This window comes from Paucibacter soli (genome assembly GCF_037482845.1).
Classification (GTDB): domain Bacteria; phylum Pseudomonadota; class Gammaproteobacteria; order Burkholderiales; family Burkholderiaceae_C; genus Paucibacter_B; species Paucibacter_B soli.
On the sequence record NZ_JBBHJW010000002.1, the window covers coordinates 386,890 to 411,122 of the forward strand.

The 24,233-nt window shown below is 67.9% G+C and carries 29 protein-coding genes; 21 read left to right on the plus strand and 8 right to left on the minus strand.

Features of this window, described 5'->3' with window-relative positions; genetic code table 11:
• The first annotated feature begins 102 nt into the window (after positions 1–102).
• The 10 genes from murJ to WG898_RS06470 all read left to right on the plus strand — a co-directional run bounded on the left by murJ (position 103) and on the right by WG898_RS06470 (position 9,284).
• On the plus strand, positions 103–1,665 hold the full coding sequence (murJ, locus tag WG898_RS06425) for a murein biosynthesis integral membrane protein MurJ (protein ID WP_339601931.1): 1,563 nt from the start codon (positions 103–105) through the stop codon (positions 1,663–1,665).
• Positions 1,666–1,674: 9 nt separating this feature from the next.
• Positions 1,675–2,553 (plus strand): SirB1 family protein, encoded by an 879-nt coding sequence (locus WG898_RS06430; RefSeq protein WP_339601932.1) that lies wholly within the window; start codon positions 1,675–1,677, stop codon positions 2,551–2,553.
• 68 nt (positions 2,554–2,621) lie between these two features.
• Positions 2,622–3,683 (plus strand): AI-2E family transporter, encoded by a 1,062-nt coding sequence (locus WG898_RS06435; RefSeq protein ID WP_339601933.1) that lies wholly within the window; start codon positions 2,622–2,624, stop codon positions 3,681–3,683.
• Between the two features lie 29 nt (positions 3,684–3,712).
• Positions 3,713–4,396, plus strand: a complete 684-nt coding sequence (gene hda, locus WG898_RS06440) for a DnaA regulatory inactivator Hda (protein WP_339601934.1) — start codon at positions 3,713–3,715, stop codon at positions 4,394–4,396.
• Entirely contained in the window at positions 4,393–5,061 is a 669-nt protein-coding gene (locus tag WG898_RS06445; protein WP_339601935.1) for a histidinol-phosphatase, read from the plus strand. The genes hda and WG898_RS06445 overlap by 4 nt, the downstream gene beginning before the upstream one ends.
• Positions 5,058–6,614: a polynucleotide adenylyltransferase PcnB gene (gene pcnB, locus WG898_RS06450; RefSeq protein ID WP_339601936.1), complete on the plus strand. Its 1,557-nt coding sequence runs from the start codon at positions 5,058–5,060 to the stop codon at positions 6,612–6,614. The genes WG898_RS06445 and pcnB overlap by 4 nt, the downstream gene beginning before the upstream one ends.
• A gap of 2 nt (positions 6,615–6,616) precedes the next feature.
• Entirely contained in the window at positions 6,617–7,111 is a 495-nt protein-coding gene (folK, locus tag WG898_RS06455; RefSeq protein WP_339601937.1) for a 2-amino-4-hydroxy-6-hydroxymethyldihydropteridine diphosphokinase, read from the plus strand.
• Positions 7,112–7,120: 9 nt separating this feature from the next.
• Positions 7,121–7,477 carry a DMT family protein gene (locus WG898_RS06460; RefSeq protein ID WP_339601938.1) on the plus strand — a complete coding sequence of 119 codons (357 nt, stop codon included), beginning with the start codon at positions 7,121–7,123 and terminating at the stop codon, positions 7,475–7,477.
• A gap of 135 nt (positions 7,478–7,612) precedes the next feature.
• Positions 7,613–8,260, plus strand: a complete 648-nt coding sequence (locus tag WG898_RS06465) for a DUF47 domain-containing protein (protein WP_285231633.1) — start codon at positions 7,613–7,615, stop codon at positions 8,258–8,260.
• A 13-nt stretch (positions 8,261–8,273) separates the two neighbouring features.
• The gene (locus WG898_RS06470; RefSeq protein WP_339601939.1) at positions 8,274–9,284 is read left to right on the plus strand and encodes an inorganic phosphate transporter; all 1,011 of its coding nucleotides are present in this window, start codon (positions 8,274–8,276) and stop codon (positions 9,282–9,284) included.
• Between the two features lie 61 nt (positions 9,285–9,345).
• Here WG898_RS06470 and WG898_RS06475 read toward each other — a convergent pair whose 3' ends face one another.
• Both WG898_RS06475 and WG898_RS06480 read right to left on the minus strand, forming a co-directional pair.
• Positions 9,346–9,795 carry a TM2 domain-containing protein gene (locus WG898_RS06475; protein ID WP_339601940.1) on the minus strand — a complete coding sequence of 150 codons (450 nt, stop codon included), beginning with the start codon at positions 9,793–9,795 and terminating at the stop codon, positions 9,346–9,348.
• Entirely contained in the window at positions 9,792–10,352 is a 561-nt protein-coding gene (locus WG898_RS06480) for a GNAT family N-acetyltransferase (RefSeq protein ID WP_339601941.1), read from the minus strand. Before WG898_RS06480 ends, WG898_RS06475 begins: the two co-directional genes overlap by 4 nt.
• Before the next feature lie 191 nt (positions 10,353–10,543).
• Between WG898_RS06480 and rpsP the strand changes: the two genes are divergently transcribed.
• The 6 genes from rpsP (at position 10,544) to WG898_RS06510 (ending at position 14,539) form a co-directional block, all read left to right on the plus strand.
• Complete coding sequence (rpsP, locus tag WG898_RS06485) at positions 10,544–10,801, plus strand: 30S ribosomal protein S16 (protein ID WP_285231637.1); 258 nt, start codon at positions 10,544–10,546, stop codon at positions 10,799–10,801.
• A gap of 2 nt (positions 10,802–10,803) precedes the next feature.
• On the plus strand, positions 10,804–11,415 hold the full coding sequence (gene rimM, locus WG898_RS06490; RefSeq protein ID WP_339601942.1) for a ribosome maturation factor RimM: 612 nt from the start codon (positions 10,804–10,806) through the stop codon (positions 11,413–11,415).
• Positions 11,416–11,448: 33 nt separating this feature from the next.
• Complete coding sequence (gene trmD / locus WG898_RS06495; RefSeq protein ID WP_339601943.1) at positions 11,449–12,207, plus strand: tRNA (guanosine(37)-N1)-methyltransferase TrmD; 759 nt, start codon at positions 11,449–11,451, stop codon at positions 12,205–12,207.
• 119 nt (positions 12,208–12,326) lie between these two features.
• Positions 12,327–12,680, plus strand: coding sequence for a 50S ribosomal protein L19 (rplS, locus tag WG898_RS06500; protein ID WP_285231640.1), 354 nt, complete (start codon positions 12,327–12,329; stop codon positions 12,678–12,680).
• 141 nt (positions 12,681–12,821) lie between these two features.
• Positions 12,822–13,529 (plus strand): CoA pyrophosphatase, encoded by a 708-nt coding sequence (locus WG898_RS06505; protein ID WP_339601944.1) that lies wholly within the window; start codon positions 12,822–12,824, stop codon positions 13,527–13,529.
• A gap of 20 nt (positions 13,530–13,549) precedes the next feature.
• The gene (locus tag WG898_RS06510) at positions 13,550–14,539 is read left to right on the plus strand and encodes a CobD/CbiB family protein (RefSeq protein ID WP_285231642.1); all 990 of its coding nucleotides are present in this window, start codon (positions 13,550–13,552) and stop codon (positions 14,537–14,539) included.
• Between the two features lies 1 nt (position 14,540).
• Here the strand turns inward: WG898_RS06510 and WG898_RS06515 are convergent, their stop codons facing one another.
• The 3 genes from WG898_RS06515 to WG898_RS06525 form a co-directional block, all read right to left on the minus strand.
• Entirely contained in the window at positions 14,541–16,562 is a 2,022-nt protein-coding gene (locus tag WG898_RS06515; RefSeq protein ID WP_339601945.1) for a S9 family peptidase, read from the minus strand.
• A gap of 106 nt (positions 16,563–16,668) precedes the next feature.
• Positions 16,669–17,553 (minus strand): Tim44 domain-containing protein, encoded by an 885-nt coding sequence (locus tag WG898_RS06520; RefSeq protein ID WP_339601946.1) that lies wholly within the window; start codon positions 17,551–17,553, stop codon positions 16,669–16,671.
• A 62-nt stretch (positions 17,554–17,615) separates the two neighbouring features.
• Positions 17,616–18,392: an SDR family NAD(P)-dependent oxidoreductase gene (locus tag WG898_RS06525; protein WP_339601947.1), complete on the minus strand. Its 777-nt coding sequence runs from the start codon at positions 18,390–18,392 to the stop codon at positions 17,616–17,618.
• 47 nt (positions 18,393–18,439) lie between these two features.
• Between WG898_RS06525 and WG898_RS06530 the strand changes: the two genes are divergently transcribed.
• Positions 18,440–19,135: a hypothetical protein gene (locus tag WG898_RS06530; RefSeq protein WP_339601948.1), complete on the plus strand. Its 696-nt coding sequence runs from the start codon at positions 18,440–18,442 to the stop codon at positions 19,133–19,135.
• Here the strand turns inward: WG898_RS06530 and WG898_RS06535 are convergent.
• Both WG898_RS06535 and WG898_RS06540 read right to left on the minus strand, forming a co-directional pair.
• Entirely contained in the window at positions 19,114–19,728 is a 615-nt protein-coding gene (locus WG898_RS06535) for an RluA family pseudouridine synthase (RefSeq protein WP_339601949.1), read from the minus strand. The two genes, WG898_RS06530 and WG898_RS06535, sit on opposite strands and share 22 nt — an antisense overlap.
• Positions 19,728–20,204: a protein-tyrosine phosphatase family protein gene (locus WG898_RS06540; RefSeq protein WP_339601950.1), complete on the minus strand. Its 477-nt coding sequence runs from the start codon at positions 20,202–20,204 to the stop codon at positions 19,728–19,730. Before WG898_RS06540 ends, WG898_RS06535 begins: the two co-directional genes overlap by 1 nt.
• A 139-nt stretch (positions 20,205–20,343) precedes the next feature.
• Between WG898_RS06540 and WG898_RS06545 the strand changes: the two genes are divergently transcribed.
• From WG898_RS06545 to WG898_RS06560, 4 genes are read left to right on the plus strand one after another with little or no spacing between them, the layout of a single operon-like run.
• Positions 20,344–20,784, plus strand: coding sequence for a VOC family protein (locus tag WG898_RS06545; protein ID WP_339601951.1), 441 nt, complete (start codon positions 20,344–20,346; stop codon positions 20,782–20,784).
• Positions 20,774–21,709, plus strand: coding sequence for a questin oxidase family protein (locus tag WG898_RS06550; RefSeq protein ID WP_339601952.1), 936 nt, complete (start codon positions 20,774–20,776; stop codon positions 21,707–21,709). The genes WG898_RS06545 and WG898_RS06550 overlap by 11 nt, the downstream gene beginning before the upstream one ends.
• A 36-nt stretch (positions 21,710–21,745) precedes the next feature.
• Complete coding sequence (locus WG898_RS06555; protein ID WP_339601953.1) at positions 21,746–23,023, plus strand: MFS transporter; 1,278 nt, start codon at positions 21,746–21,748, stop codon at positions 23,021–23,023.
• Complete coding sequence (locus WG898_RS06560; RefSeq protein WP_339601954.1) at positions 23,020–23,682, plus strand: helix-turn-helix transcriptional regulator; 663 nt, start codon at positions 23,020–23,022, stop codon at positions 23,680–23,682. The genes WG898_RS06555 and WG898_RS06560 overlap by 4 nt, the downstream gene beginning before the upstream one ends.
• Here the strand turns inward: WG898_RS06560 and WG898_RS06565 are convergent.
• Complete coding sequence (locus WG898_RS06565) at positions 23,667–24,140, minus strand: thioesterase family protein (RefSeq protein ID WP_339601955.1); 474 nt, start codon at positions 24,138–24,140, stop codon at positions 23,667–23,669. The two genes, WG898_RS06560 and WG898_RS06565, sit on opposite strands and share 16 nt — an antisense overlap.
• Positions 24,141–24,233: the final 93 nt, after the last annotated feature.

Genomic DNA, 24,233 nt, shown 5'->3' on the forward strand with positions numbered 1-24,233 from the left:
ACTTTTCCAGCGATGATCAAAGGCTTGAAGCGATTTGTCGACCAGCCCAGGCACAAATAGATAATGCGCCGGCCGTCGAATGGTCGGCAAACCCAGTTCCCCATGAATCTGCTGCGCGCCGCTTCCCTTGTTTCCATCCTGACCCTTGCGTCGCGCATCACCGGACTGGTGCGCGAGCAGATGGTGGCGGCGCTGTTTGGCGCCAATGCCATCACCGACGCCTTTCAGGTGGCCTTTCGCATTCCCAATATGCTGCGCCGCCTGTTCGCGGAGGGCGCTTTTTCCCAGGCCTTTGTGCCGGTGCTGGCGGCGACCCGGGCCAAGGAGGGTGATGCCGCCACCGGGCTGCTCATCAGCGCCGTGGCCACCGTGCTGGCCTGGACGCTGCTGCTGACCTGCCTGCTGGGCGTGCTGGGTGCGCCGCTGCTGGTGTGGCTGCTGGGCGCCGGGCTGGCCGATGATGCGCGCCGCGCCGCCATCGTCATGACGCGCTGGATGTTTCCCTACATCGGCTGCATGTCGCTGGTGGCGCTGGCGGCGGGCATTCTCAACACCTGGAAGCGCTTTATGGTGCCGGCGGTCACGCCGGTGCTGCTGAACCTGGCGGTGATCGCGGCGGGTTGGTTGCTAGCGCCGCGCTTGCAGGCCTTGGGCTACCAACCCATCTATGCCATGGCCATCGGGGTGATGCTCGGCGGGGTGCTGCAGCTGGCGGTGCAGATTCCGGCGCTGCGACGGCTGGGTCTGTTGCCACGGCTAGGCTTGAGCTGGGGTGGGCTGCGGCGCGCCTGGCGGCACCCGGGCGTGGGCCAGATCCTGCGCCAGATGGGGCCGGCGCTGCTGGGCGTGGGCGTGGCCCAGCTGTCCCTGGTCATCAATACACAGATTGCAATCTGGGTGGCGCCCGGCGCCGCCTCCTGGCTGACCTATGCCGATCGCCTGATGGAGTTTCCGATCGCCTTGCTGGGTGTGGCCCTGGGTGTGGTGTTGACGCCGCAGCTCTCGGCCGCCCAGGCCAAGGGCGAGACGGCCCAGTACTCGGCCATGCTCGACTGGGGGTTGCGCATGGTGCTGCTGCTGGCCCTGCCTTGCGCGGTGGCGCTGCTGCTGTTTGCCGGGCCGATGGTGGCGGTGCTGTATCACCGGGGTGCCTTCAAGGCTGACGATGTGCTGCATACCAGCAGCGCGGTGATGGCTTATGGCGTGGGGCTGATCGGCCTGGTCGCGATCAAGGTGCTGGCGCCGGGCTTTTACGCGCGGCAAGACACGCGCACCCCGGTGCGCATTGCCGTCGGCGTGCTGGTGCTGACACAGCTGCTGAACACCTGTTTCGTGCCCTGGCTGGGCGCGGCCGGGCTGGCGCTGTCGATCGGCCTGGCGGCCTTGGTGAATGCCGGTCTGCTGTTGCGCGGGCTGCGCGCGCGCGGTAGCTACACGCCCGCGCCGGGCTGGTGGCCCTTTGTCCTGCGCGTGCTGCTGGCCAGCCTGGCGATGGGGCTGCTGCAGCACCAACTGGCCGTACGGCTGGACTGGGTGGCGCTGGGGGCCACCGAGCTTTTGCGCGCGCTGTACATGGCGGGCAGTCTGGTGGCTTCGGCACTGCTGTACTTCGCGGTGCTGATCTTGAGCGGATTGAAGCTGCGCCAATTCGTGCGGCGCGCATAAACTCGGCCCATGAGTGCCTCCCTGAGCCTGCGTGCACCAACGCCGCTGGAATACTTTGCGGCCCTGGTGGCCGATGAGCAGAGCCTGAACCTGCTTGAGGCGGCGATCACCATCGCCCAGGACGAGTTCCCGCAGCTGGATGTGCAGCAGGTGCTGGCCGAGGTCGATACCCTGGCGCAGCGCCTGAAGCGGCGTTTGCCGGCCGATGCCGCCGCCGCCTACCGACTGCGCGCACTCAACCAGTATTTCCATCAGGAGCTGGGCTTCGCCGGCAATGTCAACAACTACTACGAGGCGGGCAACAGCTTTGTGCACCATGTGCTGGCCACCCGGCGCGGCATCCCCATCACCCTGGCGGTGATCTATATGGAGCTGGCGGCGCAGATCGGCCTGCGCGTGCAGGGCGTGGCCTTCCCCGGGCATTTCCTGCTCAAGCTGCGCCTGCCGCAGGGCGAGGTGGTGCTGGATCCCTTCAGCGGCCGCTCGCTGACGCGCAATGCGCTGGAGGAATTCCTGCTGCCCTACCGGCATGGCGCCGGCCTGCCGGACGACCAGGAGTTGCCCATGGAGCTGTTCCTGCAGGCCGCCAGTCCGCGCCAGGTGCTGGCCCGCATGCTGCGCAACCTGAAGGAAATCCACCGTTCGGGCCAGGACTGGCCGCGCCTGCTGCAGGTGCAGCAGCGCCTCGTCACCCTGCTGCCCGGCGAGGCTGCCGAGTGCCGCGACCGCGCCATGACCTGGTTCGCGCTGGGGGACTTGCAGGCGGCGGCGGTGGATCTGGCGCATTACCTCGCCGAGGTGCCGGACGCGCCGGACCGGCAGGCCTTGCAGGTCATGCTGCACGAGTGGCGCGCCAAAAGCGCCAGGGGTGGCCCCACCTTGCACTGAGCGTGCGGGGGCGCCGCGCACTTAGAATCCGCGCCGCAAGCACCCACCAGCCGCCACGGCCATCCCCTATGACGCTCAGTACCCCGCAACGCCACGCCCTGGCCTGGGCCGCCCTGGCCCTGTTGGCGCTGGCGCTGCTGCGGCTTCTGCAGCCTGTGCTGGCGCCCTTCATCGCCGCAGCTGTGCTGGCCTATGCGCTTACGCCAGCGGTCGAGTTGCTGGTGCGCCGCCGGGTGCCGCGCCTGCTGGCCGTGCTGCTGGTGGAAGTGGTGGCAGTGCTGCTGTTGCTGGCCCTGCTGCTGCTGATCGTACCCATCCTCAGCAAGGAGCTGCCGCTGCTGCGCGAGCAGATTCCGGTGCTGGCCAACGCCCTCAACACCCATGCGCTGCCCTGGTTGCAGCAGCATGGCGTCAACGCGGCACTGGACACCGCCAGCATCAAGAGCTTTGTGCTCAAGTACCTGGACGCCAATCTGGAAGAGTGGCTGGCCACGGCGCTGAGTTCGGCGCGCATCGGCGGCAGCTTCTTGCTGGCCATCGTTGGCAATGCGGTGCTGCTGCCGGTGGTGCTGTTCTACCTCTTGCACGACTGGCCCGAGCTGATGCGGCGCGCCTGGTCCATGGTGCCGCCACGCATGCGCGAGCGCGTCGGTGGTTTTCTGGGCGAATGCGACCAGATGCTGGGCCAATACCTGCGTGGCCAATTGCTGGTGATGCTGATACTGGCCGCCTACTACAGCGTGGCGCTGGCCCTGGCCGGCTTCGACCTGGCATTGCCGGTGGGCGTGTTCACCGGCCTGGCCGTCTTCATTCCCTATCTGGGCTTCGGCCTGGGGCTGCTGCTGGCCCTGCTGGCCGGCGTGCTGCAGTTCGCCAGCCTGTACGGCCTGCTCGCGGTGGCGCTGATCTTCGGTCTTGGTCAGCTGATCGAGGGCTTTGCGCTCACCCCGCGCCTGGTGGGCGAGCGCATCGGTCTCTCGCCCTTGATGGTGATCTTCGCCTTGCTGGCCTTCGGCCATTTGTTCGGCTTCCTGGGTGTGCTGATTGCCCTGCCGGTCAGCGCCCTGGGCGTGGTGGCCGGACGCCGCGTGCGCGAGCTGTATCTGCGCAGCCCTCTTTACAAGGCTTGAGTGGCAACAATCCTGCAGTGACCACGCTCTTGAAACAGATCCCTCTCTCCCTCGGCCCCGAGCCGGTCTACAGCTTCGACAACTTCATGCCGGGCGCCAATGCCGCGGCGCTGGCGCAGCTGCACAACTTGCAGCCCGGCTCGCCGCCGGTGTTCCTGTGGGGACCGCCGGGCTGTGGCAAGACCCATGCCCTGAAGGCGCTGGCGCAGCGCTGGCAGCAGGGCGGTGCCCAGGTCGGCTGGTACGACGCCGACACTCCCTTGCCCTGGGAGCTGCCCGCCAACCCCAGCCTGCTGCTGCTGGATGATTGCGACCGTTTCGACGCCGGCCAGCAGCATGCGGCCTTCACGCTCTTCGTCGAGGCCGCCACCCATGGCCTGGCTGTGGTGGCCACCGGCACCGCACCGCCGGTGGACCTGGTGTTGCGCGAGGACTTGCGCAGCCGCCTCGGCTGGGGGCCCACCTTCGGCCTGCAGGCCCTGTCTGAGGCCGAGATGCGCGCGGTGCTGCGGCGCGAGGCGGATCGCCGCGGTATCTTCCTCGCCGACGAGGTGATGGACTACCTGCTGACCCGGTTTGCCCGCGATCTCAAGCACCTGATGAGTTTGCTGGATCGCCTGGATGAATTCGCCATGGCCAGCAAGCGCGCCGTCACCGTGCCCCTGCTGCGCCAGATGCTGACCGATGGAATGAGCGACGAGCAATCCCAATGAACCTGACCCTCTTCGACCTGGACGGGACCCTGATTCCGATGGACTCCGACCATGCCTTCGGTGGCTTCATGGTGGAGATCGGCTGGGCCGACGGCGCTAGCTGGGCGGCCCGCAATGACGAGTTCTACGCCCAGTACCAGGCCGGCCGGTTGGACCTGGACGACTACATCGACTTTGCCACCTCGGTATGGCGCTCGCGCCCCCTGGACGAGGCGCTGGCGATGCGCCGGCGTTTCATGGACGAGGTGCTGGCGCCGATGTTGCGCGACAATGCGCGGGCCCTGGTGCGCAAGCATCAGGAGGCGGGTGATCTGGTGGCCATCGTCACGGCCACCAATGAATTTGTCACCGCCCCTATCGCCGAGGCCTTTGGCGTGCCGCACCTGATCGCCGTGCAATTGCAGCGCGACGAGGCGGGGCACTACACCGGCGCGGTGCAGGGCGTGCCCTCCTACCAGGCCGGCAAGATCACGCGCGTGCGGCAGTGGCTGGCGGAGCAGGGCAGGGCCTGGGATGAGTTTGAGCAGGTGCACTTTTACAGTGACTCGATGAATGATTTGCCCTTGTTGGAATTGGTCAGCCACCCGGTGGCCACCAACCCGACCCCGGCCTTGCAGGCGCTCGCACTTGAGCGCGGCTGGCCCATACTGAAGCTCTTTGCATGATCAAGAAATTCATAGACAAGCTGCTGGGCAAGCCCGGCGCCGCCAAGTCCGGCAAGACCGTGCTGGGCAAGCGCATCGAGGTGGGGCCGACCGAACACGGCATCGACCCCGAGTTGCTCGACGAGCGCGCGGTGCGCGTGGTCAAGACGCTGACCGAGGGCGGTTTCGAGGCCTATATCGTCGGTGGCGCGGTGCGCGACCTGCTGCTGGGGCGGCGCCCCAAGGATTTCGACGTGGCCACGAATGCCACGCCCGAGCAGGTCAAGGGCCTGTTCCGGCGTGCCTTCATCATCGGTCGGCGCTTTCGCATCGTGCACGTGGTCTATGGCCGTGGGCGCGAGCATGAGGTGATCGAGGTCTCGACCTTCCGCGCCCTGCTGGCCAACGAGTCGGCCGAGCAGGTGGCCGGCAACGAGAAGACCTCCAGGGACGAACTGGCCGGCAAGTCCCATGTGGTGGACGCCAGCGGCCGGGTGCTGCGCGACAACGTCTGGGGCCCGCAGATCGAGGATGCGGCGCGGCGCGACTTCACCGTCAATGCGATGTATTACGAGCCGGTCAAACAGATGGTGGTGGACTACCACGGCGGCCTGGCCGACGCCAAGAAGCGCGTGCTGCGCATGATTGGCGACCCCGAGACGCGCTACAAGGAAGACCCGGTGCGCATCGTGCGCGCGGTGCGCTTCGCCGCCAAGCTGGGCTTCGAGTTGGAGCCCAAGACGCGCGCGCCGGTCAAGGCCTGCGCACAGTTGCTGGCAAATGTGCCGATCTCGCGCCTGTTCGACGAGATGATCAAACTGTTGCAGACCGGCCATTCGCTGGCCAGCCTGGAGGAGTTGCGCAAGCAGGGGCTGGCGCGCGGCGTCTTCCCCATCTTGGATGCGGTGCTGGACGAGCAGGGCAATCTGCACGCGGGTGCGCGCGGCCAGTTCGTGCGCCGCGCCTTCGAGGACACCGACCGCCGCGTCGCCGAAGGGCGCAGCGTGGCACCGAGCTTCATGCTCGCCTGCATGCTCTGGCACGAGGTGCAGTCACGTTGGCAGCGCCTGCGCGAGGCCGGTGAGTCGCCCATCCCGGCGCTGCAACAGGGCATTGACCTGGTGTTCGATGCCCGCATCGGCGACATCTCGGGTCGCGGCAAGCTGGCCGCCGACATGCGCGAGATCTGGATGATGCAGCCGCGCTTCGAGCGCCGCAGCGGCAACGGCCCCTATAGCCTGGTGGATCAGCCACGCTACCGTGCCGGCTTTGATTTCCTGCTGCTGCGCGCCGAGGTCGGCGAGGTCGAGATGGGCCTGGTGGACTGGTGGGAGGACTTTGCACTGGGCAGCGACGAGGAACGCCGCGCCCTCATCGACGAGGCCCGCGAAGCCGACAAGGCGCGCCGCGGCAGCAAGGTGCATCAATTGCCGCGCGGTGCACTGAGTGGCCAAGCGCCCGCCGCGGAGGCCGAGGAAGGGGGCGAACCCCAGCCCGAAGGGGCCAGCGCCCCAGCGAAGAAACGTCGCCGTCGCCGCAAGCCGGCCAGCAAGGCGGCGCCGGCACAGGACTGAGCATGGAACAGGCCTATATCGGCCTGGGTGCCAACCTCGGCGCGCTGCGTGCCAACCTGGAGGCAGCATTGCGGGATCTGCACGCGCTGCCGCAGACGCGCGTGTTGGCGGTCTCCAGCGCCTACCGCAGCGCTGCCCTGGACTCCGACGGGCCCGATTATCTGAACGCCGTGGCCCGCATCGAGACCGCGTTGGCGCCGATAGAGTTGCTGGACGCGATGCAGGCCATCGAGCTCAAGCACGGGCGCGAGCGGCCCTACCGCTACGCGCCGCGCACCCTGGACCTGGACCTGCTGATCCATGGCGATGCCAGTATGCAGCGGCCGCGCCTGGTGCTGCCGCATCCACGCCTGCACGAGCGTGCCTTCGTGTTGCTACCTCTGCTGGAGCTCGCGCCGGCCTTGAGCCTGCCCGTGCTGGGGCCCTTGGCGCCGCGCCTGGCCGGGCTGGTCGACCAGCGCGTGGACCGCGAGCCCCTGCCGCTGAACTGGACCTGAAGGAGACTCATGTTCACCACTGCCGCCGGCTGGCAGACCCTGGGTCTGCTGATGCTGTCCAACCTCTTCATGAGCTTCGCCTGGTATGGGCATCTGAAGGACCTGGCCGCCAAGCCCTGGTGGATCGCCGCCCTGCTGAGCTGGGGCATTGCCTTGTTCGAATACCTGCTGCAGGTGCCGGCCAACCGCATCGGCTATGGTGCAGGCTTCGACCTGGCTCAGCTCAAGATCACCCAGGAAGTGGTGACGCTGGCGATGTTCGTGCCCTTCTCGATGCTCTATATGGGGCAGGGCTTCCGCAGCGATTTCCTCTGGGCCGGCCTGTGCCTGATGGGGGCGGTGTACTTTATTTTCAGGGGCGCCTGAACGCGGCGGATTTCGTTTGTGCGCTGCTCGCAATTACACTCCAGCCCGTGCCGCGTGACGCGGCGATGACATTTCCAAGAAATCTGCGTTGTTGGTGCGAGCTGGACGCCTTGGTCCGGCACCTCAGGAGAACCCATGCTGTTTGGCAAGTTGCTGCCCCGAGAGGGCAATTTTTTCGAGCTCTTCAATGAGCACGGCGACAAGATCGCCCTAGGCGCACGCGCCTTCATGTCGATGATCCAGAACTATGCAGATCCGCAGTTGCGCGAGAAATACGCGATCGAGGTCGACGACTATGAGCACCAGGCCGATCGCATCACCGCCGAGGTGAACCGCCTGCTGCACCGTACCTTCATCACACCGATCGACCGCGAGCAGATCCATGGCCTGATCAACGCCATGGACGACATCCTGGACCTGCTGCAGGACTCCAGCGAAACCATGCAGCTCTACGATGTGCGCAGCATCCCCGAGGAAGTGCTGCGCCTGGGCGAGCTCTCGGCCAAATGCTGCGAGCGCGTGCAGCATGCGGTTTCCCTGCTGCCCAAGCTGAGCGAGCCCAAGACCGCCGAGGCCGCCATCAAGACCTGCGAGGAAATCGACAAGCTCGAGTCTGACGCCGACCGCGTGATGCGTGCCGCCATGTCCAAGCTGTTCCGCGAGCAGGAGGATGTGCGCGAGCTGATCAAGCTCAAGGCCATCTATGAGCAGCTCGAGTCGATCTCGGATCGTTGCGAGGATGTTGCCAACCTGATCGAGGGCATCGTCCTCGAGAACTCCTGATCGGATCCTCTTCATGGAATCGGTACAGGTAGCGTTCTGGGTCGTTGCAGTGCTGGTCGTGTTGGCCGTGCTGTTCGACTTCATGAACGGGTTTCACGACGCGGCCAACTCGATCGCCACCGTGGTGTCCACCGGTGTGCTGAAGCCGCAGCAGGCGGTCTTGTTTGCGGCCTTCTTCAACGTCATCGCGGTGGCCTTCTTCCAGCTCAAGGTGGCGGCCACCATCGGCAAGGGCATCGTCGACCCCGGCGTGGTCGATCACCATGTGATCTTCGGCGCGCTCATTGGTGCGATTTGCTGGAACGTCATCACCTGGTGGTATGGCATCCCCTCCAGCTCCTCGCATGCGCTGATCGGCGGCATCGTGGGCGCGGTGATCGCCAAATCCGGCGCTGGTGCGCTGGTGGCCGGTGGCGTGGGCAAGACGGTGCTGTTCATCTTTCTCTCGCCGCTGCTGGGTTTCCTGCTGGGTTCCATCCTGATGGTGATCGTGGCCTGGGTGTTCAGGCGCAGCTCGCCGCTGCGGGTGGACAACTGGTTCCGGCGCCTGCAACTGGTCTCGGCCGGCCTCTACAGCCTGGGTCATGGCGGCAATGACGCGCAGAAGACCATCGGTCTGATTTGGATGCTGCTGGTGGCTTCGGGCTACGCGGCCGCGGCCGACAAGGCACCGCCGAGCTGGGTGATCTGGGTCTGCTACACCGCCATCGGCATGGGCACTATGTTCGGCGGTTGGCGCATCGTGCAGACCATGGGTCAGAAGATCACCAAGCTTAAGCCGGTGGGCGGCTTCTGTGCCGAAACCGGTGGCGCGATCACGCTGTTCCTGGCCACCGCACTGGGCGTGCCCGTGTCCACCACCCATACCATCACCGGCGCCATCGTCGGCGTGGGCTCGGTGCAGCGCGCCTCGGCGGTGCGCTGGGGCGTGGCGGGCAACATCGTCTGGGCCTGGATCTTCACCATCCCGGCCTCGGCCTTTGTTGCCGGCGTGTGCTATTGGATAAGCTTCCAGCTGTTCTGAGCACGGCGGCGGCTGCCTTGCTGAGGTGAACAAGGGCCCGCTGCGTCGGGCCCTCGTCACGTCATTGGCTGATTTCCTGCGCCGCGTCGACCTGGCTTTCGAAGTAGCGCTGCGCGCTGAAGGCGATCGTGGTCATCAGGCATGCGCCGCCCACCAGCAGGCATCCCACCACGCCGATGATGGGAGCCCAGCCGGTGGGTCGCGGCGGCAGGCCCGGGTTGCGTTGCGCGTCCCATTTTTCATCGGGCGTGAGGCCGTAGACGATGCCGGTGAGCATGCTGATGCTCAGCATCAGTCCCAGCACGGGCATCAGCACCCAGGCCAGGCGGTCGTCCTGACCCAGCAGATCCATGCGCTGCACGCCATACAGGCCCAGCAGGGTGGGCAGGGGATGCAGCCAGGCTAACTTGTCGGTGAGGCCATGCAGGTAGAAGCGATGCAGGCCCAGGCTGCCGCCCGCGAAGGCCAGCCAAGTAGCGATGGTTTTGGATTTGTAGCTGTTTTCGCTCATATCTGCCCCTGCGCGGGGCTGCTCTGGTCGCCCTGGCCCAGTTGGCGCTGCATCAGCACCACGTCCAGCCAGCGGTCGAATTTCCAGCCCGTGGACTTGAGCAGGCCAGTGTGCTCGAAACCCAGCGCCTTGTGCAGGCCGACCGAACCGCGGTTCTCGGCATCGCCGATCACCGCCAGCATCTGGCGCGCGCCCAGCGCCTCGCAGCGTGCGATCAGTTCGGCCAGCAACAGGCGGCCAACACCCTGGCCCTGGGCGGCGGGGGCCAGGTAGATCGAGTCCTCCAGGCAGAAACGGTAGGCCAGGCGAGGACGGAAGTAGTTCGCATAGGCGTAACCCAGCACCTGGCCATCGCGCTCGGCCACCAGATAGGGCAGACCGCGGCCCAGTACCTCGGCGCGCCGACGCGTCATCTCCGCCACATCGGGCACCTCGGTCTCGAAGGTACCGGTGCCTTCCAGCACGGCCACCTGGTAAATCTGCTGAATGGCGGCCAGATCGGCCTCGCTGCTGGGGCGTACGAGCAGGCCGGAGCCTGGGTTTTCTGGCGTTGTCATGGGATTTTGTGCATGAATGCTGGGGAATATCGCTGGGCCGAGTTTATAATGCCGGGTTTTGGTGCTGGTCGGTGGGGACGCCGGCGTATCTACAGTGCCATGCCATGGTGGTCAATTTCGACCACCGACCCGATCTGCTCGCCCTGAGTGTCTCCTGGTGCGGTGGAACGCTAAAGATCAAAGGAAACATCATGGTCGTGATTCGACTTGCACGCGGCGGCTCCAAGAAGCGCCCCTTCTACAACATCGTTGTGGCCAACAGCCAGCAGCGCCGTGATGGCCGCTTCATCGAGAAGGTCGGCTTCTACAACCCCGTGGCTTCCGGCGCTGCCGAGTCGCTGCGCGTGGCCACCGACCGCGTTGCCTACTGGACCGGCGTTGGCGCCCAGCTGTCGCCCACCGTGGCACGTCTGGTCGACCAGGCCAAGAAGGCTGTCGTCGCAGCCTGAGTTTGACGGTGACGCCCACTGACAACCGCCCCGCCGCGAACGCCTCTGACGAGACGGCGTGGCCGGCTGACGCGGTTGAGGTCGGGCGTGTGCTGGACGCCTGGGGTATCAAGGGCTGGATTCGCGTCCAGGCCTATTCCACCGATCCCCAGGCGCTGTTCGCGTCGCGCCGCTGGTTTCTGAAACCCGGCGACGCCGCACTGGGAGCGAAGGTTCAAGCCATTCCCTCCCTGCTCAAGATTCTCGCGGTACGAGATCACGGCGACGGCATCGTGGCCCAAGTCGAAGGCATCTCGGATCGCAATGGCGCCGAAGCCCTGCGCGGCGCCAGCATCCACATCTCCCGCGCCAAATTCCCCTCCTCGGACCCGGATGAGTATTACTGGGTCGATCTGATCGGCCTCACGGTGCTGAACCGCCAGGGCGAGACCCTGGGCGAGGTGATCGGTTTGATGGAAACCGGCCCGCACAGCGTGCTGCGCATCGCGCCGCCCGGCCTCACGCCGCCGATCAAGCCCGACCAGGAGCGCCTGGTTCCCTTCGTGGCCGCCTTCGTCGACGCGGTCGACCTGGAGCAGCGCGTCATCACGGTGGACTGGGGCCTGGACTTCTGAGTCCAGGCGCTGCAGCGCAGGCTTCGCGTCGCAATGCGCTTTGATCTGATCACCCTGTTCCCCGAGTTGTTCGGCCCGCTGCTGACGGCAGGCGTGACGCGCCGTGCCTATGAGAGCGGCCAGGTCGATGTGAAGCTCTGGCAACTGCGCGACTTCGCCGAAGACAACTACCGCCGCGTCGACGACCGCCCCTATGGTGGTGGCCCCGGCATGCTGATGCTGGCCGAACCACTGGAACGCGCGCTCGCGGCGGTCAAGCTGGCGCGCGCCGAAGCGGCCGCGGATGCCGGGCCGCCGGCCATCATCCACTTCAGCCCCACCGGCCGGCGTATCGACCAGGCGCTGGTGCAAGAGCTGGCGCAAGGGCAGGGCGGCGTGCTGCTGTGCGGCCGCTACGAGGGCATCGATCAGCGCGTTCTCGACAAGCATGTGACGCTGGAACTGAGCCTGGGTGACTTCGTGCTCTCGGGTGGCGAACTGCCCGCCATGGCCCTGCTCGATGCCATCGCGCGCCTGCAGGAAGGCGTACTGAATGACGCCGCCTCGCACCAGCAGGACAGCTTTTCCGATGGCCTGCTGGACTGCCCGCATTACAGCCGCCCCGAGGTGCTGGATGGCGTTGCGGTGCCGCCGGTGCTGCTGTCCGGCCACCATGCCCAGATTGCGCGCTGGCGCCGCGAGCGCTCGCTGGAGCTGACCTGGCGCCGCCGGCCCGAGCTGATCGAGGCCGCACGGGCCGCTGGCCGGCTGAGCAAACAGGACGAAGCCTTCCTGCGCACCTTGAGCGTGTAGCAATTTCGGCTATAATGATCGGCTTTTCCGATCCTCTGCCGGGCAAAAAAGATCTGTCAAAGATCTGGGCGCCGCCCTTGAATATTCACAGCGCTGGCACGATCACTTGGAGTGAAAACATGGACTTGATCCAAACCCTTGAGCAAGAAGAAATTGCTCGCCTGAACAAGACCATCCCCGTGTTCGCCCCTGGCGATACGGTGATCGTCAGCGTGAACGTCGTTGAAGGCACCCGCAAGCGCGTGCAGGCCTACGAAGGCGTCGTGATTGCCAAGCGCAACCGCGGCCTGAACAGCAGCTTCATCGTGCGCAAGATCTCCAGCGGCGAAGGCGTGGAGCGTACCTTCCAGCTGTACAGCCCCCTGATCGCATCGATCGAAGTCAAGCGTCGTGGCGATGTGCGCCGCGCCAAGCTGTACTACCTGCGCGAGCGTTCGGGCAAGTCGGCACGTATCAAGGAGAAGTTGGCCTAAGGTCAGCTTGTGGTGCGAACCCTTGCGGTTCGCGCCCAACCAGAAGCCGCCCGGGCCTAGCGCCTCGGCGGCTTTTGTTTTGTCTGCCCGTTGACCCCGCGCCGCCGCCGCCGCTCGCTTCCGCCCTATGCTCAAGCCATCATGTCCCGACCGCCGATTCTGAACGCGCAGGCCGTGCCCGTGGTGGGCAGCGATGCCCATCTGCCGCCCGTGCCGGCCGCGGCCATGCAGGCCGAGGCGCTGCGCCAGCGCTTTGCGGCGCCGCCGGTCTGGCAACCCGAGTTCCCGGGTGACGGCGGGACCTGGAGCCAGCGCGAGCCGAGTGCCGCCGCGGTGCTGCTGCCGCTGGTGCAGCGCGCCGAGGGCCTGCAGGTGCTGCTGACACGGCGCACCGCTCACTTGCGCGACCATGCCGGCCAGATCAGCTTCCCGGGCGGGCGTAGCGAGCCCGAGGACGGCAGCGCGGTGGCCACGGCCCTGCGCGAGGCCGAGGAGGAGATCGGCCTCGGCGCCGAGCACATCGAGGTGATGGGCGAGCTGCCTCTGTACACCACCGTCACCGCCTTCCAGGTCACCCCGGTGGTGGCGCTGGTGCGGCCGGATTTCGAATTGAGGCTCGATGCCTTCGAGGTGGCCGAGGCCTTCGAGGTGCCGCTGGCCTGGCTGATGACGCCTGCCCACCATCGCCGCCACCGCTTCAGCTGGGAGGGCGGCGAGCGCCATTTCCTCTCCATGCCATGGACGGGGTCAGATCTTGCCGGCCAGGGCGGCGGCGAGCCGCGCGAATACTTCATCTGGGGCGCCACGGCCGCCATGCTGCGCAACTTCTATCGTTTCTTGCGCGCCTGAGCCCGCTATCATCCCGGGCCATGAACTTCTTTGCGGTCTTGTTCGCGCTGCTTTGTGAACAGCTCAAGCCCTTGCCCCATGGCAACGCGGTGCACCATGGCGTGATTGGCTGGGTGCGCTGGACCGGGCGCAACTTCGACGCCGGCCGCGAGCACCATGCGGCGGTGGTCTGGAGCATCACCGCGTTGGGTCCGGCCCTGCTGGCCGCGCTGCTCTACATCACGCTGCGCCACTTCAGCGTACTGCTGGCCCTGGCCATGGATGTGGCGGTGCTGTATTTGACCCTGGGCTTTCGCCAGTTCAGCCACTACTTCACCGACATCCGCGATGCGCTGGAGCGCGGCGATGAGCTGGAGGCGCGCCGCCTGCTGGCCGAATGGCGCCACCTGGATGCCAGCGAGCTGCCGCGCACCGAGCTGCTGCGCCATGTCATCGAGCATTCGCTGCTGGCCGCGCACCGCCATGTGTTTGGCGTGTTCTTCTGGTTCATCCTGCTCTCCACCCTGGGCCTGGGCCCGGCCGGCGCGGTGCTCTACCGCATGGCCGAATTCGCCAGCCGCTACTGGGCCTTCAAGAGCCGCACCATCGACGCACCCACCAACGAACGCCTGATGCAGCTCTCGCGCAAGCTGTTCGGCTGGATCGACTACGTGCCCTCGCGCCTCACCGCCACCGGCTTTGCCATCGTCGGCAATTTCGAGGAGGCGGTGAACGGCTGGCGGCGCGATGCCGCGCTGTGGATGCATGCCAACGAGGGCATCATCCTGGCCTCGGCAGCCGGTGCCCTGGGCGTGCAGCTGGGCGGCTCGGCCGCGCCGGGCATCACGCCCGACCGCAGCAAGACCTTCAATGCCGGCGGCGACATGGACGCCACCCTGGCCGATGGCTCCACGCCCGGCCAACTACCCTCGCTGGGCGCGCTGCAGAGCGTGGTCGGCCTGGTGTGGCGCTCGGTGGTGCTGTGGATGCTGCTGCTGGCCCTGCTGACGCTGGCCAACCTGGTCGGCTGAACTACCGCAGCACCGTCTGCTGCATGAACAGGATCGTCGCGTAGAACTGGAAGTCCTGGTTCTCCTTGCGGGCGAAGCCATGGCCCTCGTTCTCGGCGCGCAGATACCAGACCGGCGTGCCGTTCTCGCGCACCTTGGCGACGATCTGCTCGGCCTCGGTATAGGGCACGCGCGGGTCGTTCTTGCCCTGCACCACGAACAGGGGCTTGGTGATCTTGGCGGCATTGCTGAGCGGTGAGATCCTGTCCTGGAACGCGCGCATCGCCGGATCGCGCTCGTCGCCGTACTCCACGCGGCGCAGGTCGCGGCGGTAGCTCTCGGTGTTCTGCAGGAAGGTCACGAAGTGCGAGATGCCCACCACGTCGATGGCGCCGGCAATGCGCTCGGCGTAATGGGTGGCCACCGCCAGCGTCATGTAGCCGCCATAGCTGCCGCCCGTCACCAGCACGCGTGAGGCGTCCAGGTTCGGCTGGGTGGCGATCCAGTCCAGCAGGGCGCCGATGTCCTTCACCGAGTCCTCGCGCTGGAAGCCGTTGTCCAGCGCCAGAAAGCGCTTGCCGTAGCCGGCCGAGCCACGCACATTGGGCTGGATCACGGCCATGCCCAGCTCCTGCAGGTAGTAGTTGTTGCGGCCCAGAAAGCCCATCGTCGCCTGCGATTCGGGCCCGCCATGGATGCTGATCAGCACCGGGCGCTTGCCCTCAAACTGCGCCGGCGGCAGGCTCAGCAGGCCGGAGATGCTGAGGCCGTCAAAGCTCTTCCAGCGCACCAGCTGCTGCTCGCCGAAGCGGCTGGTGTCGATGCCCCGCGGCACATAGGCCTGGGTCCAGGCCTGGGGCGCGCCCCAGCCGGTCTTGGCGCGCGCCATGCTGAACACCTGGCTGGGGCTCCGGGCATGGCTGACGCCCATCACCAGCTCACCGCGCTGCTGATCGAAATGCAGCGCACCGATGCTGCCGGCAGGCAGCGGCGGTGTGGGCAGAGGCCTGAGGCTCAGCGCGTCGAAGAGGCGCAGCTCGCCGCGCCCGTCGGCGTTCACGCGCGCGGCCAGCAGGCGGCCATCCCGGCTCAGCGTGGCACCGCTGACGTCCCAGGGAATGTCGGCCGAGACGCGCACCAGCTTGCCGCTGCGCAGGTCCAGGCGCGCCAGTTCACGGAACTCGCTGTGGCGGTCGGTGAGCACCCAGAGCTGCCGGTTGTCGTGGCTGAACTCGCCGGCAAAGTAGACCGCGCGCGCACTGTCGCCGGCGGCCGGCAGCAGCTTGCGCCGCGCGCCGCTGGCGAGGTCCAGCAACCAGAGTTCGGACTCGTTGGCCGAGATATAGCGCGTCAGCGCGAGCTGCCTGTCGTCGCGCGAGACCGAGCGCACGCCCCAGCCGCCGCCTTCCAGCTGGGCCAGGCGGCGCTTGCCCTCGGGCTTCTCGGGGTCCATGACCCAGATGTCGGTCGTCACCTGGGCGCGTGTGCCGCCCTGGGCGGTGCGGTCCAGCGGCAGCGAGGTGTAAACCAGCTGCGCGCTGCGATGCAGCCAGGCGCTCATATGGTGGCGTTCGTCCGGCTTGGTCAGCAGCACCGGGGCGGCGCCCTTGCCATCCAGCCGGTACAGCTGCGCCACCTCGGAGCCGCCGCTGCTGCGTTCGAACACGATGTAGCGCCCCTGCCTGGGTTCGTAGCTGGCCTCACCCACCGGGTCGGCGCCGTCGGTGAGCTGCTCCAGCTCGCCCTGCGGGTTCGTCAGGCGGTAAAGCTGGGCCGTGTTGGCGCCGGCCTTGCGGTGGCTCACCAGCATCTCGCGTTGCTTGGGATGCCAGGCCACGAAGGCGTGGCCGCGGAAGTCGTTATAGGCCGTGACCTTGTCGGCCAGGCTTTGCGGTATCTCCGGGATGCCCTGGGCCAACAGCTTGGGGTTGGGTGACACGAACTGGGGCGCCTGCGCCTGGCTGGCCTGGGTCAGGCCGGCCAGCAGCAGGCTCAGCGCGATCAGCGCGGTGCCGCGGCAGCGCTTGGAAGAGGAGTGGGGCATGTTGGGTACGCGGAAATGAAAAGGCCGCGCCACCCCTGCGGTGCGCGGCCCGTGATTGTGGCAACAGCGGCCGGGTCTGAGCTGGGTCAGAGCCCCGGGTTTTGCCTCACTGCGTCTGTTGAATGCCGGCAATCGCCCATTCGCGGCTGCCGTCCAGCGGGCGCACCAGATGCCAGATCTCGTCGAAGGACTCGGCGGCGGCTTCGCTCTCCTCGCGGATCAGGCCCCAGAAGCGCACGCTCACCACCTGCTGATCCTGCTCTTGCGCGCGGTCGAGCAGCTGCGCATTCAGCTGGAGCACGTCGGTGCGCTGCGCGCCCTTGCGATCCAGCAGATCCTGCTGCACGGCGGCATACATCTGCGGCGTGGTGAACTTGCGCAAATCATTCTGGTCGCCCGCATCGTTGGCGGCTTGCAGGCGGATGAAGACGCGCTTGGCGACCTGCACGAACTCCTCGTCTTCGGCACTGCTCACCGGCGCCGCAGCGAGTGGGGCTGTCGCAGCAGCGGCGGCGGCCGGGGCATAGCCAGCACCCGCACCCGCACCCGCATACTGCAGGCCGGCGCCCTGCGCCGGCTTGGCCGCAAAGCGGCGCATCACAAAGCCCACCAGCAGCATCAGCGCCACGCCGATCAGCAGCATGGTCATGACATTGGCGAGCGCGCCGCCCATGCCGAAATGGCTGGCAAGCGCGGCAATGCCAAGGCCAGCGGCCAGGCCGGCGATCGGGCCCATCCAACTGCGCTTGGGTGCGGCGGCGGGCGCTGCCGCACCGCCCGGGGCCGGGCTGGGCGCGGCCTGCTGGGCCGGCACCCCTGCACCCTGCGGAGCCGCGCCTTGCTGCGGCGCCGGGCTGGCGGGCTGGGTGGGTACGCTGCGCTTCATGCCGGCCGAACCGCCACCGCCGATGCGCTTGGCTTCGGCGCCCGGGCTCAGCATGCTCAGGCTCAGGGCGGCCACCAGGGTGGCGATCAGCAATCCATGTTTCACGTCTTCATCTCCTTGCGGCCATCGTCGGCCGTGGCGGGCATATGGGGTCGGTCAGCGGCAATTCAAGCGTCGCGCACATCAGCCAGCACCTTGCTGCCGAAGTCGGGGCGCGCCAGGAACTTGAGGATGCGCGCGGCCGCCTCGTCGGGGCTGGCCAGCAGGCCCTCGCGCTTGAAATCGGCAAACTGTGCCTGATCGGGGAATTTGCTCGGGTCGCCGCTGCGCAGCTGGGTCTGCATATCGGTGTCGATGATGCCGGGCGCCAACGAGACGACTTGCGCGCCGTTCAAGCCCTGGCCGCGCTTGTGGGCCTCGTCCAGTGCCATCGCGGCGGACAGATTGTCCATGCCGGCCTTGGCGGCACAGTAGCCGGCACTGGCCGCCATGGCGCGGCGCCCCAGGCCGGATGAGATATTGAGGATGCGCTTGGCGCCCGGCCAGGCGCGCGTGGCGTCGAGGAAGGCGGCACTCAGCAGCAGCGTGGCCTCCAGGCTGACGCGCAGGGTGCGCGAGAGTTCGGCCAGCGGCAATTCGTCCACCGGGCCGGGCGGGCTCACCGCGGCGGCGTTGTTGATGAGGGTGAGGCTGCGGTAGCCCTGGCCGTCCTGCTGGCTCAGCCAGCTGCGCAGCTGTTCGGCGGCGGGCAGGGGCTCGGACAGATCGGCCGTCCATTGCTGCAGCGGTGCGCCCAGGCGCGCCGCCTCGGCCTGCAAGGCCTGGCTGCGCTGGCGCGCGATGCCGATGAGCTGGCGCGAGGGCGCCAGCAGCTGGCGGGCGATCGCCTCGCCCATGCCGCGCGAGGAGCCGGTGATGATGGTGAGATCGGTGAGGGTATTCATCGGCGCATGTTAGAGCGTGTTGATTGGAGCAGGCTACAGTGCCGCCCATGAAACGGAATCTGTTCGTCTGGCTGGCGCTGATCGTGGCCCTGATCTTTGCGCTCGCCTTTGCCCCGGCCTTTTGGCACATGCTGCGGGGCGTGGCGCCCGATGCGGTGGCGGAGCGCGACCTGCCCTGGCAGGTGCAGGCCCTGCCCGATGGCAGCAGCCGCGTGTTCGGACTGGCGCTGGGCTCCGGCCGGCTGGCCGATGCGCGCGCACGCTGGAGCGACAGCTTCGAGCTCGCGCTGCTGGTGGACGGCAGCGACGCCGCGACGCTGGAAGCCTATGTGGAGAACGCCCAGCTCGGTTTCGTCAGCGGCCGCCTGATCTTCAGCGCCCAGTTGCCGGCGGCGCAGATGCAGGGTTTGCGCGCGCGCGCCAGCAAGATCGAGCCGCTGGCCAGTGGGGCGCATCGCTACACCCTGGCGGCGCAAGACCTGGCCCTGGCCGATCAAGCGGTGTTGCTGGGCATCAGCTTGATTCCCTCCTTGCAGCTGGATGCGGCGCTGGTGACGCAGCGCTTTGGCGCCCCAGCCGAGCGCCTCACGCTGCAGGGGCTGGAACATTGGCTCTATCCCGCGCAGGGCCTGGCCATCAGCCTGGACCCCAAGGGCCGGGAGTTGCTGCAGTATGTCGCGCCGGCTGAGTTTGCCCGCCTGCGCGAACCCCTGCTGACTGTTCAGAAGTCCGGCGCGCAGTAAAAGCGCTGGCCGCTGTCTTCCAGCAGCAGCTCGCTGGCATGCAGCAGCAGGCGCGCTGCGCGCGCCGCGTCCGCGGGGCTGGCATAAAGGGCATCACCCAGGATCGCATGGCCGATCGCCATCAGGTGCACGCGCAGCTGGTGGGTGCGGCCGGTCAGGGGTACGAGCTCCACGCGCGTGTGGTCGGCCGCGCGCGCCAGCACGCGCAGCCGCGTCTGCGAGGGCTTGCCACGCTGCGCATCCACCATCTGCCGCGGCCGCTTGGGCCAGTCGGCGAGCAGGGGCAGGTCGATCTCCAACTCGTCCTGCGCCACGCAGCCCGCCACCACCGCCAGATAACGCTTGGCCACGCGGCGCGTGGCGAAGGCCTGGCTCAACTCGCGCTGCGCCACGGCCCCGCGTGCCAACAGCAGCAGGCCCGAGGTCGCCTGATCCAGCCTGTGCACGATCAGCGCGTCGGCGAATTGCTGTTGCACGCGCGCGCTGGCGCAGTCCTGCTTGTCGGGGCCGCGGCCGGGCACCGAGAGCAGGCCGCTGGGCTTGTGGACGACGACCAGCCTGTCGTCCGCATGCACCAGGGGCAGCGGTGCCATCAGAACTGGTCGACCCAGCCGGACTGCAGGGCCGATTGCGGATTCGAGCCTGCGGCTCGCACCGCCGCCAGCGCGGCCTCGCGCTCCAGCCCCAGGCCCTTGAGCACGCAGGCCGCGACGGTGCCGGTGCGGCCTATGCCCGCGGCGCAATGCAGCAGCACCTGCTCGCCCAGCACCAGGCTGTGCGAGAGCTGCTCCACGCCCTGGCGGAAGGCTGCCGGGTCGGCGCCCAGGCCGAAATCGCGCATCGGCATATGCTGCCAGCGGAACGGCAGGCGGCCCTCGGTGATGGCCTTGTGATAGGCCGGCGAGAGCTGGGCCACTTCGTCGAGCGGATTCAGGCACACCACCAGATGCAGCTGGCGCTGGCGTGCCTCGTCGAGAAAAGCGCCCCAGGGCTCCAGGCGGCCGGGCATGGACTGCAGCCAGAGGCGACCGCGGATGGCAGAGGGCAGGGGCAGGGAGCGAAATGGCATGGCCGGATTGTCTCTTGCAGAGCGACAGCTTGTCAGCCCGGCAAGCACCTGCTGCGCCCATGGTTTATAAACAGATGGTTTATATATTTGTGTGACGCAGGCATGATGCGGCCATCGAAGTGAAGCGTGGGAGGCGGTGATGAGCGTCGCGAATCTGCAGGTGCTGGGGCTGGACCATGTGGTGCTGAGGGTGCGCGACCTGGCGGCCTCGCTGGCCTTTTATGTGGACCTGCTCGGCTGCCAGCTGGAGCGCCGGCAGGACGAGATCGGCCTCGTGCAGCTGCGCGCCGGCGCGGCGCTGATCGACCTGCTGCCGCTGGACGGCAAGCTGGGCCGTGCGGGCGGCGGCGCGGCCGGCGAGGAGGGGCGCAATATGGATCACTTCGCCTTGCGCGTGGGGCCTTTCGACGAACCCAGCCTGCGCCGCGCTTTGGAGGCGGCCGGCGTCGCGGTGGGCAGCTACGACCAGCGCTATGGTGCGCAAGGCGAAGGCCCTTCGCTCTACATCCGCGACCCCGACGGCAATGGTGTCGAACTCAAGGCGACGACCCTGTCGGAGGCGCAACATCATGCAGCTTGAGCAGCACCACGCGCTGCACCTGGTGCTGGACGAGGCGCTGCGCTATGGGCCCAGCTATACCAGACAGGGCCTGCGCCTGAGCAGCCACCTGCCCATGCGTTTGACGGCGCTGGCGCGGCTGGGGGCCGACGCGGCGCAACTGCAGGCACAGCTGCGGCAGGGGGCCGCGCGGCTGGAGCCGACCGGCGCGCTGAGGGCGGGTCTGGACCTCGACGCCTTGCTGCCGCGGCTGCTGCTGCAAGCGCCCGAGGCGATGGCATTCCACGGGGCCATCCGCATGGCCTATGCGCTCGATGCCGGCCATGCCGGCGAGCAGGCGGCGGCGCTGGACGCCTGGCTGGCGGGGGCGGTGCCGGCACCCGTGGACACGTCGCAGGCCGACGGCAGCCTGAGTCTGCGCGACACGCTGGACCGGGTGCGCGCCGACCCGGCGCTGGCGATGCAGCTGCGCATCGGCACCACCATCATGTCGGACCTGCAAGTCGCCCAGCGCCTGCCGGGCTTCTCGGCCTATCTGGCGCTGCCGCGCCTGAGCCTGGAAGCGCTCGCCGAGGCCTCGCTGGCGGCCTATCTGGCGGGGCGGGATTTCACGGCCCTGCACCTGGTGACCGGCGTGCACGCGCTGCGCGTGCTGCTGGCGCATGTGCGCAAGCGCGGCCTGACCGTCGACGAGGGTCAGGTCTTGCGTGGCCTGTGGCGGGCCTGGCTGGCGGCCTATGTGGCGATCGAGCGTCCGGCGCTGCCCTGGGCCCTGGTGCATGCCGGCACGGCCAGCGAGGCCGACTGGCAGGCGCAGCTGCCCGCGCTGCACCGCAGCGGCGACGAACACCGCATCAAGCTGGCCGACACGGCGCGCGAGGAATGGCGCTTGCGCGGCTGGCCGGGCTATGCCCTGTGCCTGCAGGCAGCGGCTGCCGCGGCCTGATCGAGAATTCACGATGAACTATTGGAGCGATTTGTCATGACGGCTGCTGCCGTGAGCCTGGCGGCCGAACCGCCACCTATCAAACACCCGCAGTTGGTGCTGTGGGCCGTCTGCCTGCTCGGCCTGATGAGCACCATGGGCGTGGCCATGCCATACCCCATCCTGGCGCCCATCTTCGTGAACGGGCCGGCCGATGCCTTCACCCGCTTTGCGGGCCTGGACCCCAAGCTGCTGATGGGCCTGGCGCTGGCGGCCAACCCGCTGGGCATTCTGCTGGGCAGCCTCTTCATCGGGCCGCTGTCGGATCGCTATGGCCGCCGCGCCGTGCTGGCCGTGACCCTGCTGGCCACGCTGGGCGGCTATCTGCTCACCGCCTATGCGCTGCAGCAGCGCTGGTACCTGCTCTTCGTTGCGGCGCGCTTTGTCACCGGTCTGACCGAGGGCAATGTGGCGGTGGCACGGGCGCTGCTGGCCGATATGCACGGCCAGATCGATCGCACGCGCGCCTTCGCGCTGCTCAACGCCTTTCTCTATATGGGCTGGTTGCTGGGCCCGCTGGTGGGCGGGCTCACGCTGCATTGGGGCGAACCAGTGCCCTTTGTGCTGGCCGGCCTGGCCATGCTGCCTTGCCTGATAGTGCTGAGCCTGGGTGTGCCGGCCTCGCCACGCGCCAGCGGCCCCATGCATCTGCTCAAGGCCATGCGCGAGCAGCAGGCGCTGGGCCTGCTGGCGGGCAACCCGGTGCTGGCCGCGCTGTTCGCGCTGCAGCTCTGCTTCACCCTGGGCGTGAATTCGCTGTACGAGTTCGCGCCCCTGTGGATGCTGGAACAGCTGGGCCTGGACGGTCGCGGCATTGCCTGGGTGACGGCCGGCCAATGCGCGGTGATGACCGCGGCCAGCATGCTGGCCGGGCGCTGGCCGCTGCGCCTCTTGACCCAGGGCCACCACCCGCTGCGTAGCTCGGCCCTGGCGGCGCTGAGCGGCGCCTGCTGCATCGGCGCCTTGGCCCTGGTGCCCGGTCAGGCCGGGCTGGCGCTCATCATGCTCAGCGGCTTGCCGCTGTCGCTCTACAACGCCTTCCTGCCGGCCTGGATGTCCGAGCGCTTTGCCGAGCATGGCCAGGGGCGCGTGATGGGCCTGCTCTCGACGGTGTTCTGCGTGGCGAATGTGGCGATTGCGCTGATCGGTGGCGCGCTGGCCCTGCTCTCGGTGCGCTGGATCATGGCGCTCGGTGGCCTGATGTGCGGCGTGGCCGCGCTGCTGCTGCTGCGTCTGGCTGCGCGTGAAGAAGAAGCGCGGGCGCTACGGCCATGAACAGCACCAGCGAGAGGCTGCTCTACCAGCTCAAGAGCCGCGGCCCGCAGAGCGCGGCCACCCTGGCCGCCGCCTGCGCGATCACGCCCATGGGCGCGCACAAGCAGTTGCAGGGCCTGCTGGCGCAGGGCCTGGTGGAGGCCGAGGACGAGGCGGGTGGTGGCGCCGGACGGCCCAAGCGTATCTGGCGGCTCAGCGCGGCCGGGCATGGCCGCTTTCCGGATCGCCATGGCGAGCTCGCGGTGCAGCTGATACGCCAGACCGCAGAGCTGCTGGGGCCGGCCGTGCTGGAGCAGCTGATCGCGGCGCGCGAGCGCGAGATGCTGGCCAGCTACCGCCAGCGCCTGGCGGGCGCGCGCAGCCTGCCCGCCAGACTCAGGCGCCTGGCCGAGCTGCGTGCCGAGGAGGGCTACCTGGCGCGCGTGGAGCGCGATGGCGGCGACTGGCTGCTGATCGAGGACCATTGCCCGATCTGTGCCGCGGCCACCAGCTGCCAGGGCTTCTGCCGTTCCGAGCTGGCCCTGTTCCGCGCCCTGCTGGGCCCGCAGGCGGCCAGCGTGGAGCGCTGCGAGCACCTGCTGCAGGCCGGTGCCAGGCGATGCGCCTATCGCATTCGTGCGGCCGCATCCGCGCGTCAGGCCGCTCAGGAAACGATGTAGGCCGCGGCGCCGGTGGCGAGCAGGCGGCCCTGCGCGTCAAGGAATTCCATGCGCGTACTGGCGACGCGGCTGCCCAGGCGCAACACCTGGGCGCTGGCACGGAACAGCGGCCCGGTGGCGGGGCGCAGATAGTCGATGCGCAGGTCTATGGTGCCCAGCTTGCCGAAGCGCTGCAGGCGCTGCAGCGGCGGCTCGTCCAGATGGCGCGCACCAATCGCGGCCATCACCGCCAGCCCTCCCATCGCGTCCAGCGTCGCGCTGATGACGCCGCCATGCAGGCGCTGATGCGTGAAGTGGCCGATCAGCTCGGGCCGCATGCCGATATGGGCCAGCACCTGCTCGGCCTCCAGCGCGTCGATCTGCAGGCCCAGCACGCGGTTGAAGGCAATCTGATCTTCGAAGATCTCGCACAGGCGCTGCGTGAACTCGGGCTCGAAGATGCTGTGGCAATCGGACATGGCGGGCTGGCTTGGGCTGAGGACTGCTGAGTTGGACGTGCTGGCGAAGCTGCGTCGAGCCTAAGGCATGCGCGCGCATCTGCCTGCTGGGGG